We start from the raw sequence: 13,086 nt of genomic DNA, 5'->3' as shown, positions 1-13,086 counted from the left end.
TTCTCCCAAATGCGGTTCTTGGCAGGATTGGTCGCGCAGACGCCGGGCAATGAGAAGCCCCGCGTCTCCACCTGCCTTGCCCGATCGTCCACGCCGCCGGAATCCGGCAGCCGGTTCAGTCGCGCCGGCCTTGCGTGAAGAACACCCTGCCGAGATCGACGGGGGCCGGCGACGGAGAGGGTTCCGCCTCGTTACGGGCGGGGCGTCCGCTGCGGTTGCGGGCGCCGGCCAGCAGGGCGCGAAAGCGCGGTGACGGCGTTTCCTCGTGCCGGGCGGCGCGGGCTTCGTCGCGCATCCGGCTCGGCGTCATGCCGAAATGCCGGCTGAATCGGCGGCTGAAGGCCGCTTCCGACCCATAACCGGCCAGTTCGCTTATTTCCGCGATCTTCATCCGCCCCTGTCGCAGCATTGTGGCGGCATGCTCCATGCGCCGCTCGGCCACGACTTCCATCGGAGCCTTGCCGACGGTCTGCGTGAAGTGCGCGGCGAAATTCGAGCGGCCCATGCCGACGGCGCGGGCCAGCGATTCGACCGTCCAGGGCTGTGCCGGGCCCGCCGCGATGAGATGCAGCGCGTCTTCTATGGGATCGCGGGTTTCAGCGGAGAGGATGCGGCGACAACCCGGATCTGCGCGCAGGGCGCCAATCATCAGGGTTTCGGCGATCCGCGTCAGCAGGGCGCTCGATCCCGCGCCCATGCCGGCAAGCGGCAGCGCGTCCGACTGGAACAGGCCGGTCCCGGCGCGCAGCAGTGAGGGCAGGGCGCCGCGCGAGACTTCGCCCGGCCACTGCGCATGCAGGCGCGCGCTCAGCACACGCGCCGTCACCCGGGGGCCGTCGCCAAATGCCGTGGCCGGCGGAATGTCGCAATCCCGGTCATGGCGAAGACCTTCATGGGGCTGGGCCGTGGCGCCAGCCGTGGTGCGCAGGGCATGGGCTTCCCCCGAGAGCACCATGGCGACATCTCCCGGTCCCAGTTCGGCCATGCCCCCGCCGGCGCAGGCGAGTCGGACCTCGCCATGGATCACGGCATGCACGAACACGGCATCGCCCGGCGCCACCGCGCACCCCGCGTGTCCGGCAAAGTCGCCGTAGGTCCATGTCTGGCCCGACAGGCGCACATCGGCCAGCAGGTCGGAAAGGCTGCGCGAAACCGGTTTTGCTGGCTTGCCCGGCACGGTGCCCGCTTCTCCCATCTTGCCGATCCTCTGGACGATCGGTCATGTCCACCTGACTTTATGGGATTGCCCGCGGCCGTCAATCCACGCATCAAGCGCTTGATCGGGAGAAGGAAGACAATTGAGGCAGATAGAGCTTTCCATCGATGTCGGCGATGCCGTCGGGCTGGGCGTGCCGGCGCGAGTCGCTGCAAGCGTGGTGCTGCCCGAGCCCGAGGGGCTGCCCGAACGTCCGATCGTCTGCGTGGGGGTGCCGAGCAGCAGCTATGCGCGCGGCTATTACACTTGCGCTTTGCCGGGCGCGGGAAAGGCCGGAGCGCAGGCCGCCTATCATGTCGAACGCGGCTGGATCTTCGTCGCGCTCGACTGGCTGGGCTGCGATGCGACCTCGGCGATCGATCCGGAAGACCTGGGCTATGAAGCGTTGACCGCGGCCGCACATGCCGCGCAGACCGAGATCCTGATGCGACTTGCCAATGGCGTGCTGGAGCCGGGTTACCCGCCGGTCGGGCGCCCCTGCGTGATCGGTATCGGCCAGTCGCTGGGCGGCGGGCTGCTGATCTACCAGCAGGCGCGGCACCGCAGCTTCGACGGCATCGGCGTGCTGGGGTTCAGCGCCATTCATTCGCATCCCGCGACGCCGCCGGGAGGCGAACCGGTCGTCGTTGCCTGGTATCCGCGCGACGCCTCGCTGGAGGAGTGCCGCGAGCCGCTCAATGCCGCAGCGCTCACCGGCGCGCAGGCGGCGCAGGAACAGGCTGCCTGGGAAGCGGTGGCCTGGGGCTTCCACTACGACGACGTGCCTCCCGACGTCGTCGAGCAGGACCTGGCACATTACGAGGGCATTGCGCGCGGGATCGATCCCGAGGCCCCTTTGCCCCCGTGGTATGCGCATCGCATTCCGCAAAGGGCCGCGCGCTCCTCGCTCACGCCCGGTGTGGTTGCCTCGGAAGCGGCGGCGATCACGATCCCGGTTCTGGCGGCCATGGGCGTGCGCGATCTGGTGCCGGACCCGCACAGCGAGCCGCGCGCCTACCCGTCCGCGAAGAGCATCGACGTGTTCGTCTGCCCGCGCATGGGGCACATGCACAACATGGCCGGGACCCGCGCTTTGCTGTGGGAACGCATCCATCTGTTCGGGCAATGGTGCGCTGTCTTCGCCGCTCAGGACTAACCCGTAGATTCAGGGCAGCCTACTCGCTCGGAATATGGTAAACAGAATCCTTCTTGGTCGCCTTTTTTGGCGACTCGTGCATTGCTCATGGGGAGATGAGGCAATGGCATACTGGAAGCTCAAGGGACGAGAACTCGCCAATTGCAATTGTGAGTACGGATGTAACTGCCAGTTCGGCGGGTTGCCGGACAAGGGCAAGTGCCAGGCGGTTTTCGGCATGGCGATCGACGAGGGCCATCATGGCGACGTCGACCTTTCCGGCCTGAACATCGCAGCGGTGTTCCACTGGCCGGGACCGATTCATGAAGGGCACGGCGAATGCGCGGCCTTCGTTGACGAACGCGCCAGCGTCCCCCAGCGCAATGCCCTGCTCACGATCATGACCGGCGGCGATACCGATCCCTTCGCGACGGTTTTCGCCGTCTTCGCCTCCACGATCGAAACCATGCACGAGCCCCGCTTCCTGCCCATCGACTTCGACGTGGACGTCGAGGGACGGACCGGAAAACTGCGCATCGACGGGCACGTGGAAATGGACGGTGAACCGATTCGCAGTCCGATCGACGGGCACGAGATCCGCGCCCGCATAAACCTGCCGGAGGGATTCGAGTACGAAGTCGCGGAAATCGGTTCGGGAACCAGCCGCTCCTACCAGCCGATGCAACTCGAACATTCCGCCAGTTACGGTCAATTCGCGCATCTGCATCTCGATAGCCATGGCGTCGTGCGCGCCTGATGGACGCGGTCGTGGAAGAACTGCTTGCCCGGCATCGCGCCGTGTCGGTGGTATCGCTTTTCGTGCTGACGCTGTCGGCATGGGCATGGCTGGCTACGGGCGCGGGCATGGACATGAGGCCCGGGTTCTTCCTGCCTCCGCTCCTGCCGCAAGACGGCGCGCGACTGACAGGCATGCAGGGCATGGACATGGGCAGTGCCGGCATCTTGTCGGGGGCCGTGACCGCAAAGCTCTGGTCGGTATGGCGCTTCCTGCTGACGTTCTGGATGTGGTGGGTGATGATGGTGGCGATGATGCTGCCCTCGGCCGCCCGCATGATCCTGCTCTATGTCCGGGCCGCTTCGTCCCGTGGAACGACGGCAATCCCGTCGACCGGTAGTTTCCTGGCCGGATATCTGCTGGTTTGGGGGCTGTTTTCGCTCGTGGCCACCGGGTTGCAGATGCTGCTCGAACTTGCCGGTCTGCTTGCGGGCATGGACATGATGTCTGTCAGCCGGCCCTTGTCGGCGGCCGTGCTCATTGCCGCCGGCATCTATCAGCTCTCGCCGCTCAAGGATGTCTGCCTTCATCAATGCCGCAGCCCGGCGCGGTTCCTTTCGCGCAGTTACCGGGCCGGCAAGGGCGGTGCGCTTGCGATGGGGGCGCGGCACGGAGCCTTCTGCATCGGTTGCTGCTGGCTGCTGATGGCGCTGCTTTTCGTCGGCGGCGTGATGAACATCGCCTGGATCGCGATCCTCACCCTGATCGTCGCGGCGGAGAAGATGCTGCCCGGAGGGCGGGGGATCGCGTTTGCCGGCGGGATCGTCTGCCTCGTGTGGGCCTTGTGGATCCTCGTGGCCTAGCTCTTACGCCGTAACGCCCCAATCTTGCGCATAGGCTTCGAGCTTTGCCAGATACCCGTCGCGCTGCGCTTCGGGTATCCACGCTGTCTCGAAGGCATGGCGTTCGATCCGCACAAGTTCGGCCGGCGTGAGCGCGCTGTCCTTCTGCGCCCGGACCAGCACTTCGGTGATGTATTCGCTGCCCATGTAGGCCGGATCGTCCGAGTTCACCGAGACTTTCAGCCCGGCGTCGAGCATCTCGCGCAGGGCGTTGATCGGATGGCCGTCCTCCATGACCTTGCCGGAGAAAGTCGGGCAGACGGTGAAGGGAATGCCCTTGCTCTTGGCCAGCGCCATCAGTTCGGGCGACTGGACGATGTTGCCGCCGTGGTCGATGCGCTCGGCCTGCAGGTCGACCAGCGCGGTGCGGATGTGCTCGAGCGTGTTCTCCTGATTGACGTCGCAGTGCATCGTCACGTGGAGTCCCGCCGCGCGTGCCTTGGCGAAGTGCTCGGCGAACTTTTCGGGCGGGTTGTCCTTCTCGTCCGAATCGAGGCCGACGCCGATCAGCTTGTCCTTGTGGGGTAGCGCGGCATCGAGCGCTTCCATCGCCGATTCGGCGCTGAGATCGCGCATGAAGCACAGGATCAGCTGCGATTCGATGCCTATGGTCTTCGCGGCGTCCGCGCGGGCGCGGGTGATGCCGCCGATTACCGCCTCGATGGGAACACCGCGTTTCAGGTGTTCCTGCGGATCGAAGAACATCTCGGCATAGAGCACGTTCTGCGAGGCCGCCTTGCTGAGGTAGCCATAGGCGAGATCGTAGAAATCCTGCTCGGTCAGCAGCACCTGCATGCCGTCGTAGTAGATCTTCAGGAAGCTCGGCAGGTCGTGGTAGATGTAGCTGCGCTTCATCTCCTCGACCGTGGCATAGGGCAGCGACAGGCCGTTGCGCTGGGCGAGCGCGAACTTCATTTCGGCTTCGAGCGTACCTTCCAGATGGACGTGGAATTCCGCCTTGGGCAGCCCGGCAATGAAGCGCGCCATGCTCTCGTCATCGGCGGGCGGTGTGGCCGCCCGAGCCCACGCCGGAAGCGCGCAGGCAAGCGGCGCCGCCATCGCGGCGCGGATGAGCTGTCGTCTGTGAAGCATGGTGCTGTCCCCGTGGCCCTCGCCTGATCTGGGCACTATCGGCGCCGGGTTGGCACCGGTCCATCGACGAATTGGCTACGCCCCGTTCCAGAAATTGGAGCAGTACGGGGTGTCCCTGCGGGGCTTTTTGCGGGTTGCGGGACCCCCATGGTCTTTGCAATATGCTGCGATGCACAATTCAAGTGATACGCAAGTGACCCAGGAACGTACGATTATCGAGGCCATCGTCCTTCGCCGGACCATCTGTGCCGAGTACAACGGAGGCGAGATGCTGCTGGCGCCGCACCGGATGTTCTCCCGCCATGGCGAACTGTTCGTCAGCGCGCTCAACCTGCGCAAGAACTGGCGCAGCGAGGAAGAACGCCGCCTCGGCCACTTCAAGCTCGACGGCCTTTCCAACACGGCGATGATGCAGGATGCGTTCGAGCCGCTTCCTGCCAACGAAAACGTCCTGCCGCGCGAAACGGACGAAGAAGTCCTCTCCGTCTACGCCTGACCGTCGGGCGGGGTATTGCCCCACCTGACGTTCCGTTCGTGTCGAGCGAAGTCGAGACACGGCAGCGCCGGGTATGCGTGTCTCGACTTCGCTCGACACGAACGGCGGGTGACTGCCGCCGTGCCCGTGATCTGGCTTGAAGCGGTGACCGCTAACCGGCAGCCGGTTCTGCCGGCTCCATGCCTTCGAGAGGGGTCTTGCGACCCGGGCCACCGGACACTTTGACGGTCATCTCGCCCAGCCCGTCCATGGCCGCGTGCATCACGTCGCCGGGAACGACGGGGCCGGTCGAGCGCGGCGGCGTGCCCGAGAAGATCACGTCGCCGGGATGGAGAGTCATCACCGAGGCCGCGTGCTCGACGAGATCGGCAATGCCGAGCACGAGATTGGCGGTGCTGTCGACCTGCCGGTCCTCGCCATTGACCTTGAGGCAATAGGCAAGGTTGTCGGGATCGGCGATCTCGTCGCGGGTGGTGAGCCAGGGGCCCATCACGCCATAGGTGTCGAAGCTCTTGCCGAAGCTGGGAAATTCGCTGCCCTGCATGGTCATGTCGAGACCGATGCAATAGCCGGCGATATGGTCGAACGCCTCGCTGGCGGGAATCTCGGTCCCTTCCTTGCCGATGACGATGGCGATTTCCATTTCGTGGAAGGTCGTGCGTTCGGGCCAGCGCAGGGTGACGCCGTCGGCGGGGCCCGCCGCGGCATTGGTCATCTTGAACAGCAGCCCCATGCGCCGCGGATGGCCGCCCATGTCGAGCACGATCTTGTGATTGCCCGCGCCGCACAGGAACTTGCCGGGATTGGCGACGGGCTTGCGCAGCAGCACCGATTCCACCGGCACGCCGGGCGCCTTGTCGGCCAGGTCTTCCATGACCGGGCGCAGGCGTTCGAGATTGGCGATGAACAGGTCGCCCTCGGGATAGGGCCAGCGCACGTCGGGCAGCATGTCCGCCACTGCCGACACGTCGTGCACCTGATCGCCGCGCACGACGCCGATCTTCACCGGGCCGTCCGGTGTATCCTGATAGCGGCAAATCTTCATGGCGGCATCCTCTCCCGATGTGTTTGGGAGGGATCATTGGCGCTGGGCACGGCGGCGGCAAGTGCCGGGTGTCCGGCAGGGTTGCCCTAACGTCCAGATACCCCCCCTCCTCTGAAGAGGAGGGGCAAGAGGCGGATCAGGCCGGTTCGATACCCATGCAGAGGTACTTCACCTCCATGTAGTCATCGAGGCCGTAGTGCGAGCCTTCGCGGCCGAGGCCCGACTGCTTGACGCCGCCGAACGGTGCGACAGTGGTCGAGATCAGGCCGGTGTTGATACCCACCATGCCCGCCTCGATCGCTTCGGCCACGCGCCACACGCGCGAGAGGTCGCGCGAGTAGAAGTAGCTGGCGAGGCCGAATTCGGTGTCGTTGGCCATGCGGATGGCATCGGCCTCGTCGGTGAAGCGGATCACGCCGGCGAGCGGGCCGAAGGTCTCTTCGCGCGCCAGCTTCATATCGGGGGTGACGCCGGAGACCACGGTGGGGCGGAAATAGGTGCCGCCCAGATCAGCGCGCTTGCCGCCCGCGACCAGCTTGGCGCCGCCCGAAACGGCGTCTTCCAGATGTTCCTCGACCTTCTCGACGGCCTTCTCGTCGATCATCGCGCCGATGTCGGTGCCTTCGTCCATCGAGTAGCCGACTTTCATCTGCTCGACCCGGGCAGCCAGCTTCTGGACGAACTCGTCGTAGACGCCGTCCTGCACGTAGAAGCGGTTGGTGCACACGCAGGTCTGGCCGCCGTTGCGGAACTTGGAAATCATCGCACCTTCGATGGCGGCGTCGACATCGGCATCGTCGAACACGAGGAACGGCGCATTGCCGCCCAGTTCCATCGAGCACTTCTTGATGGTGTCGGCGCATTCGCGCAGCAGGTCGCGGCCGATTTCGGTGGAGCCGGTGAAGGTCAGTTTGGCGACCTTGGGGTTCTGCGTGAGCGCCGAGCCGATCTGGCCGGCGCTGCCCGTGACGACATTGACGACGCCGGCGGGAATACCGGCCATCTCGCACAGCTTGGCGATGGCGAGCGCCGAATAGGGCGTGGCCGAGGCAGGCTTGATGACGATGGTGCAGCCCGCGGCGAGGGCCGGGCCGAGCTTGCGGGTGATCATCGCATTGGGGAAGTTCCACGGCGTGATCGCGGCGACGACGCCCACCGGCTGCTTGATCACGACGATGCGCTTGTCGCCCTGGTGGCTGGGGATCACGTCGCCATACGCGCGCTTGGCTTCCTCGGCGAACCACTCGATGAAGCTGGCGCCATAGACGATCTCGCCCTTGCCTTCGGCGAAGGGCTTGCCCTGTTCGCGGCTGAGCAGTTCGCCCAGGTCGTCCTGATGCTCCATCATCAGGTTGAACAGCTTGCGCATCATGCCGGCACGTTCGCCGGCGGTCCTGGCGCGCCACGCCGGGAGCGCGGCTTCCGCCGCGTCAATCGCACGGGCGGTTTCATCCGCGCCCATCTTCGGAACCGTGCCCAGTACCTTGCCGGTGCCGGGATCGGTGACGTCGAAAGTCGCCCCGGAATCGGCGTCGCACCACTTGCCGTCGATGTAGCACTGCTGCTTGAGGAAGTCGGTGTAGGCCATTTCGTAAGGGTCCCCTTGCTGAATCCTGACGGCCATTCTCGCAGAATGGCGATTGCGGGCTTGGCATAGGGGCGACCCCCTGCCGTGACAACTGCCCACCTACGCCGGGCATGAGCCGCTGCCTCCTCGCACAAGCGCGAGGTTCTCCGATTGACGCAGGAGCCATGCTCGCGTAGTCTCACATCCGAATAATAATTCACGATTACGAATTAATTGCAGGAGAGGATCGCTGGACTACGCAGCCTATATCGATGGCGCCTTTGTCAAGGGCGAGGGTACGCGCTTCGAGGTTGAGAATCCGTCGGACGAATCGGTCGTGGCCGAAGTGCAGGGCGTTTCCGCCGCGCAGGCCGATGCCGCCATTGGTGCGGCCCGCCGCGCCTTCGACGACGGCGGCTGGTCGGGTCTCTCGATGAAGGAGCGCGCCGCCTACATGACGCGCTACGGCGAAGCGCTGCGCAAGCGGGCCGACGTGCTCAAGGACTGCGCGATCAAGGAAGCCGGCTGTCCGGTCAGTTCCACGGTGATGGGTGCGCAGGTTCATGCGCCGCTGCGCATGACCGACGAGATCATCGACCTGTTCCTGCGCCTGCCCGAGCAGGAGGAAAACCCGCTGCCGATGCACGAGCGGGTGAACCCCTATTTCGTGGTTCAGAGCCTCAAGCGCTGGTCGCCGCTCGGCGTGGTCTCCGCGATCAGTGCCTACAACGTGCCGTTCTACACCGCGTTCTGGAAAGTCGTGCCCGCGCTGATGGCGGGCGACACGGTGATCCTGCGGCCCAATCCGTTGACACCGATCTCCTCGATGGTCTTTGCCGAGGCCGCGGACGAGGCAGGGCTGCCCAAGGGCGTGATGAACGTGATTGTCGAGCAGGGCCTCGAAGGCGGTCTTGCCATGACGACCGACGAGCGCGTCGACATGGTGAGCTTTACCGGGTCGTGCACCGTCGGCGCCAAGGTGGCCGAGCAGGCCGCGCCCACGCTCAAGCGGCTGGTCCTCGAGCTGGGCGGCAAGTCGGCGCAGATCTACCTGCCCGATGCGGCCGCCCGCGCGGCTTCGGCGGCCTTCACCGTCTGCACCTCGCATGCCGGGCAAGGCTGCGTGCTGGGCACACGCGTCTTCGTGCCCGAAGAGAACAAGGCGGAAGTGCTCGAAGGCATGGCCAAGATGCTCTCGGGCGTGAAGATCGGCCCGGCGAGCGATCCGGAAACGCAGCTCGGCCCGGTCATCAGCGCGGCCCAGCGCGACCGCTGCGAGCACTTCACCCAGGCCGCCGTCGAGGCTGGCGGCAAGGTGGTCTGCGGCGGCAAGCGCCCGGATGGCATGGACAAGGGCTATTACTGGGAGCCGACCGTGCTCGACCTGCCCGACAACAAGAACCCCGCCGCGCAGGAGGAGATCTTCGGGCCGGTCGTTGGCGTGATCGGCTACCGCGATCTCGACCATGCCGTGGAGATGGCGAACGACAGCAAGTTTGGCTTGTCCGGCTGGGTCCACGGCGCCGACAAGGTCAAGGCGGTGGAAGTCGGCCTCAAGATCCGCAGCGGCGCGGTCAACGTGAACGGCGCGGTGATGTCGAGCTACGCCAGCGGCGGCGGGATCAAGATGAGCGGCATCGGCCGCGAGCGCGGGATCGAGGGCCTGCGCGAATTCCAGATGATGACCACGCTCAATATCGGCGGGTAAAACAAGACAAGGGATGAGATGATGGAAGGATTGGTTCAAGGCAAAGTGGCGCTCATCACCGGCGCGGGCTCGGGCGTGGGCCGCGCGGCCTGTCTGCTGTTCAGCGAGCACGGCGCCAAGGTGATCGCCGCCGACATCAACGGCGACAATGCGGAAGAGACTGCCGCCATGGTGCGCGATGCCGGTGGCGAGTGCGTCGCCGTGACCTGCAATGTCGCCGATCCGGCCTCGGTCGATGCCGCTGTTGCGAAGGCGGTGGACACGTTCGGCCGTCTCGACGCGATCTACAACAACGCCGGAATCACCGTCAGTCCGGTGCCGGGCAAGGGGCTGCGCAGCTTGGTGGAATGCGAACCCGACGAGATGAAGCGGGTGGAAGACGTCAATATCAACGGCGTCATCTACGGCAGCCAGGCGGCGATCCGGCAGTTCGAGAAGCAGGCCAGCGAAGGCAAGGGCGGCGGCAGCATCGTCAGCACCGCGTCCGTTTCGGGGCTCACCGGCTATGGCGGCGTCATCTATGGCACCACCAAGGGCGCTGTCGTCCAGTTGACCCGTGCGCTCGCCATCGAGGTTGCCGACAAGGGCATTCGCGTCAATGCGGTCTGCCCTGCGGGCATGCTCACGCACTATGCGGGCATGGACCCCGAGAGCGAGCATCGTGACATGATCCTGCAAAGCATGGGCAAGGCGCACCCGCTTGGACGCGCGATCGACCCGCGTGACACGGCGGCGGCGGCAATGTTTCTCTGCTCGGACCTGGCGTCGAACATTACCGGTGTGAACCTGCCCGTCGACGGCGGTTTCACGGCCGGTCGCAAGGTAGGAGGCTGACATGGCAGGCTGTCCGGTAACGAATGGGAATTCCAATGCCCTGGCATCGCTGATGAGCGACAATCCGCGCTACGCGGAGATGTTCGACGTCAACAACGAGGCTGCCAACGCAGGTATCGACAACAGTCGCGACTATACCGACGACATGAACGCCCTGCGTGATAAGGCCGCGGTGCAGAAGGGATCGCTGCGCGAACTTCTGGGCGTGCCCGAACTGCCGATGTCGCTGGGGCCGCCGCGCGAGGCGATGACGTTCTTTTCCTACAGGGCGTGCGAGATTGGTTTTCGCGAGAACCTGATCTTCTCGTCGGAGGGCTACAACGAGAGCCCGGGCGTGCGCACGATCGGCACGACCATCCTGTCAATGGTGGGCAAGCCGCACAAGCGCCTGCGTTCCGCCGCCCAGCCGCTGTTCAAGCGGCCCAAGGTGATCGACTGGTGGAACAAGCGCTGGATCGAGGAAACCGTCGATGCCCTACTCGACCGCCAGTTGGGCAAGGAATCGGCCGACCTCAATATCGAGCTGTGCGCGCGCCTGCCGATGGCGACAGTCACCCGCGCGATCGGGCTTGAAGGCGAGGATGTGATCGAATTTCGCTACCAGCTTACCCGTGCGACATTCGGTGCCGCCAAGCTGCCGCCCGAAGAAGCGGCCGAGTCGCGTCGCATTGTCGATCAGACGCTGCGTGACCTGATCGCCGAGAATACCCGCAATCCCGGCGACAACCTGATCGCCGGTCTCATCGCGGCCGAAATCGTCGACGAGGATACGGGCGACCGGCGTCCGCTCACCGAGGATGAAATCTTCGGTTACTGCAAACTGGCGATCTTCGCCGGCGGTGGCACCACCTGGCGACAGCTGGGCATCACCATCGATGCGCTGATGACGCACTATCATTTCTGGGAGGCCTGCCGCGAGGATCGTTCTCTGGTGGACGCCGCCGTGGAGGAATCGCTGCGCTGGCGTTGTACCGATCCGATGATGCCGCGCCTGTGCACGCAGGACTATGAGGTGGAAGGGGTCATGGTGCCGGCGGGGACGCGGGTGTTCCTGTGCTTCGGTGCAGCGAATCACGATCCTGCTGTCTATGAACGCCCGGGCGAATACGACATATTCCGCAAGAAGAGCGCGGCCAACATGGGCTTCGGCTTCGGCCCGCACCGCTGCCTTGGCATCGAGGTCGCGCGGCAGGAAATGATCGTCGCCATCAACGGTCTGCTCGATCGATTCCCGAACATGAGATACGATCCGGCACTCCCACGACCCGAGTATCGCGGACTTGAACATCGCGGCATGACGTCGGTACCCGTGAAGCTCAAATGAGCGGCACGATGAAGCAGGTCGTGCTGGCCAGCTATGCCAAGGGAAATCCCAAACCGTCCGACTTCCGCATCGAGCAAGTGCCGGTGCCTGAGCCGGGCGAGCGCGAGATGCTGCTCCAGACGCTCTATATTGCCGTCGACCCACTCATCCGGTTTTCGCTCGATGAAAAGCTGCTCTCGGGCGCGAGCCGGATGGATCTGGGCGCGGTGATGGTCGGGCCCACGGTCTGCAAGGTCGTGGCATCGAACCATCCGGACTATTCCCCCGGCGACTTCGTGGAAGGGCGCACGGCCTGGGCGGAATATGCCGTCGTCGCGCCCGACCAGTCGGACTATCGCGGTCCGCCGCGCAAGCTCGATCCGTCGCTGGCGCCGGTCTCGACCGCGCTCGGCGCGCTCGGCGGACCGGGGCAAACGGCCTATGAAGGCGTGGTCAACGTCGGCAGGCTCAAGGCGGGCGAGACCATAGTCGTATCCGCCGCGGCAGGCGCGGTCGGTTCGATGGCGGGGCAGATCGCCAAGGCACTCGGCGCCCGCGCGGTGGGCATTGCCGGAGGCGAGGCCAAGTGCAAGGCGCTGCTCGATCTCGGCTTCGATGCCGTGGCCGACTACAAGGAGCCGGACTTCGCCGATCAGCTCAAGGCGGCACTGCCCGAAGGGGCGGACGTCTATTTCGAGAATGTCGGCGGCGATGTGACTTTGGCCGTGCTGCCCTTGCTCAAGCGCGGCGCGCGCATGCCGATGTGCGGCTTCATCGCCTACTACGGCGTGGGCATGGAAGGGCCGGGGCCGGATCACCTGCCCGGCTTCTACCGGCACATCATGGCGAAAGGGCTGGAGATCAAGGGATTTGCCGGCATCTTCGCCGGGCAGAAGGGCCTGGACGACATCGCCGGGTGGATTAAGGAGGGCAAGGTCCGCTTCCCCGAGTCCCTCGTCGACGGCATCGACGCGGTGCCGGAAGCCTTCTCCAGCGTGTTTTCAGGGCATGACCACGTCGGCAAGCTGCTGGTGCGCATTGCACCCGAGACTTGATTGACATTCGCCCAGAGG

12 protein-coding genes are annotated in these 13,086 nt (G+C 65.2%); 8 read left to right on the top strand and 4 right to left on the bottom strand.

The genetic code is table 11. The features are described 5' to 3' along the window. Positions 1 to 115: 115 nt before the first annotated feature. On the bottom strand, positions 116 to 1,195 hold the full coding sequence (locus LK12_RS24000) for an AraC family transcriptional regulator (RefSeq protein ID WP_052223648.1): 1,080 nt from the start codon (positions 1,193 to 1,195) through the stop codon (positions 116 to 118). 103 nt (positions 1,196 to 1,298) lie between these two features. Between LK12_RS24000 and LK12_RS20430 the strand changes: the two genes are divergently transcribed. The 3 genes from LK12_RS20430 (at position 1,299) to LK12_RS20420 (ending at position 3,929) form a co-directional block, all read left to right on the top strand. Next, positions 1,299 to 2,351, top strand: coding sequence for a hypothetical protein (locus LK12_RS20430; RefSeq protein WP_039288379.1), 1,053 nt, complete (start codon positions 1,299 to 1,301; stop codon positions 2,349 to 2,351). Positions 2,352 to 2,454: 103 nt separating this feature from the next. Further along, the gene (locus LK12_RS20425; RefSeq protein WP_039288376.1) at positions 2,455 to 3,087 is read left to right on the top strand and encodes a DUF1326 domain-containing protein; all 633 of its coding nucleotides are present in this window, start codon (positions 2,455 to 2,457) and stop codon (positions 3,085 to 3,087) included. After that, entirely contained in the window at positions 3,087 to 3,929 is an 843-nt protein-coding gene (locus tag LK12_RS20420; RefSeq protein WP_039288373.1) for a DUF2182 domain-containing protein, read from the top strand. The genes LK12_RS20425 and LK12_RS20420 overlap by 1 nt, the downstream gene beginning before the upstream one ends. Positions 3,930 to 3,932: 3 nt before the next feature. On the opposite strand, the gene add is transcribed toward LK12_RS20420, so the two are convergent. Further along, the gene (gene add / locus LK12_RS20415) at positions 3,933 to 5,060 is read right to left on the bottom strand and encodes an adenosine deaminase (protein WP_052223647.1); all 1,128 of its coding nucleotides are present in this window, start codon (positions 5,058 to 5,060) and stop codon (positions 3,933 to 3,935) included. 169 nt (positions 5,061 to 5,229) lie between these two features. On the opposite strand from add, the gene LK12_RS20410 reads away from it, so the two are divergent. Beyond that, a complete protein-coding gene (locus LK12_RS20410) occupies positions 5,230 to 5,556 on the top strand; it encodes a WYL domain-containing protein (protein ID WP_052223646.1) in 327 nt (108 codons plus the stop codon). A gap of 151 nt (positions 5,557 to 5,707) precedes the next feature. On the opposite strand, the gene LK12_RS20405 is transcribed toward LK12_RS20410, so the two are convergent. Further along, positions 5,708 to 6,601 carry a fumarylacetoacetate hydrolase family protein gene (locus LK12_RS20405; protein WP_052223645.1) on the bottom strand — a complete coding sequence of 298 codons (894 nt, stop codon included), beginning with the start codon at positions 6,599 to 6,601 and terminating at the stop codon, positions 5,708 to 5,710. 136 nt (positions 6,602 to 6,737) lie between these two features. Next, entirely contained in the window at positions 6,738 to 8,189 is a 1,452-nt protein-coding gene (locus LK12_RS20400) for an NAD-dependent succinate-semialdehyde dehydrogenase (protein ID WP_039289580.1), read from the bottom strand. A 208-nt stretch (positions 8,190 to 8,397) separates the two neighbouring features. On the opposite strand from LK12_RS20400, the gene LK12_RS20395 reads away from it, so the two are divergent. Genes LK12_RS20395 through LK12_RS20380 form a run of 4 tightly spaced genes read left to right on the top strand, consistent with a single transcriptional unit; the run spans position 8,398 to position 13,068 of the window. Continuing rightward, positions 8,398 to 9,876: an aldehyde dehydrogenase family protein gene (locus tag LK12_RS20395; RefSeq protein WP_269430670.1), complete on the top strand. Its 1,479-nt coding sequence runs from the start codon at positions 8,398 to 8,400 to the stop codon at positions 9,874 to 9,876. Positions 9,877 to 9,897: 21 nt separating this feature from the next. Then, a complete protein-coding gene (locus LK12_RS20390) occupies positions 9,898 to 10,710 on the top strand; it encodes an SDR family NAD(P)-dependent oxidoreductase (protein WP_039288368.1) in 813 nt (270 codons plus the stop codon). A 1-nt stretch (position 10,711) separates the two neighbouring features. Continuing rightward, positions 10,712 to 12,034, top strand: coding sequence for a cytochrome P450 (locus tag LK12_RS20385; RefSeq protein WP_039288365.1), 1,323 nt, complete (start codon positions 10,712 to 10,714; stop codon positions 12,032 to 12,034). Beyond that, the gene (locus LK12_RS20380; RefSeq protein ID WP_039288362.1) at positions 12,031 to 13,068 is read left to right on the top strand and encodes an NADP-dependent oxidoreductase; all 1,038 of its coding nucleotides are present in this window, start codon (positions 12,031 to 12,033) and stop codon (positions 13,066 to 13,068) included. The genes LK12_RS20385 and LK12_RS20380 overlap by 4 nt, the downstream gene beginning before the upstream one ends. The last annotated feature ends 18 nt before the right edge of the window (positions 13,069 to 13,086 follow it).

The organism is Novosphingobium malaysiense, from assembly GCF_000802225.1.
Taxonomy (GTDB): domain Bacteria; phylum Pseudomonadota; class Alphaproteobacteria; order Sphingomonadales; family Sphingomonadaceae; genus Novosphingobium; species Novosphingobium malaysiense.
The sequence above is the reverse complement of the archived record's forward strand: the minus strand, read 5'-3'. Positions and strand labels throughout refer to the sequence as shown.

What these genes read in the sequence shown, in the direction of transcription:
- LK12_RS24000 (WP_052223648.1), bottom strand. Translation starts at nt 1,195, where the DNA reads ATGGGAGAAGCGGGCACCGTGCCGGGCAAGCCAGCAAAACCGGTTTCG.
- LK12_RS20425 (WP_039288376.1), top strand. Translation starts at nt 2,455, where the DNA reads ATGGCATACTGGAAGCTCAAGGGACGAGAACTCGCCAATTGCAATTGT.
- LK12_RS20420 (WP_039288373.1), top strand. Translation starts at nt 3,087, where the DNA reads ATGGACGCGGTCGTGGAAGAACTGCTTGCCCGGCATCGCGCCGTGTCG.
- add (WP_052223647.1), bottom strand. Translation starts at nt 5,060, where the DNA reads ATGCTTCACAGACGACAGCTCATCCGCGCCGCGATGGCGGCGCCGCTT.
- LK12_RS20410 (WP_052223646.1), top strand. Translation starts at nt 5,230, where the DNA reads ATGCACAATTCAAGTGATACGCAAGTGACCCAGGAACGTACGATTATC.
- LK12_RS20405 (WP_052223645.1), bottom strand. Translation starts at nt 6,601, where the DNA reads ATGAAGATTTGCCGCTATCAGGATACACCGGACGGCCCGGTGAAGATC.
- LK12_RS20400 (WP_039289580.1), bottom strand. Translation starts at nt 8,189, where the DNA reads ATGGCCTACACCGACTTCCTCAAGCAGCAGTGCTACATCGACGGCAAG.
- LK12_RS20390 (WP_039288368.1), top strand. Translation starts at nt 9,898, where the DNA reads ATGGAAGGATTGGTTCAAGGCAAAGTGGCGCTCATCACCGGCGCGGGC.
- LK12_RS20385 (WP_039288365.1), top strand. Translation starts at nt 10,712, where the DNA reads ATGGCAGGCTGTCCGGTAACGAATGGGAATTCCAATGCCCTGGCATCG.
- LK12_RS20380 (WP_039288362.1), top strand. Translation starts at nt 12,031, where the DNA reads ATGAGCGGCACGATGAAGCAGGTCGTGCTGGCCAGCTATGCCAAGGGA.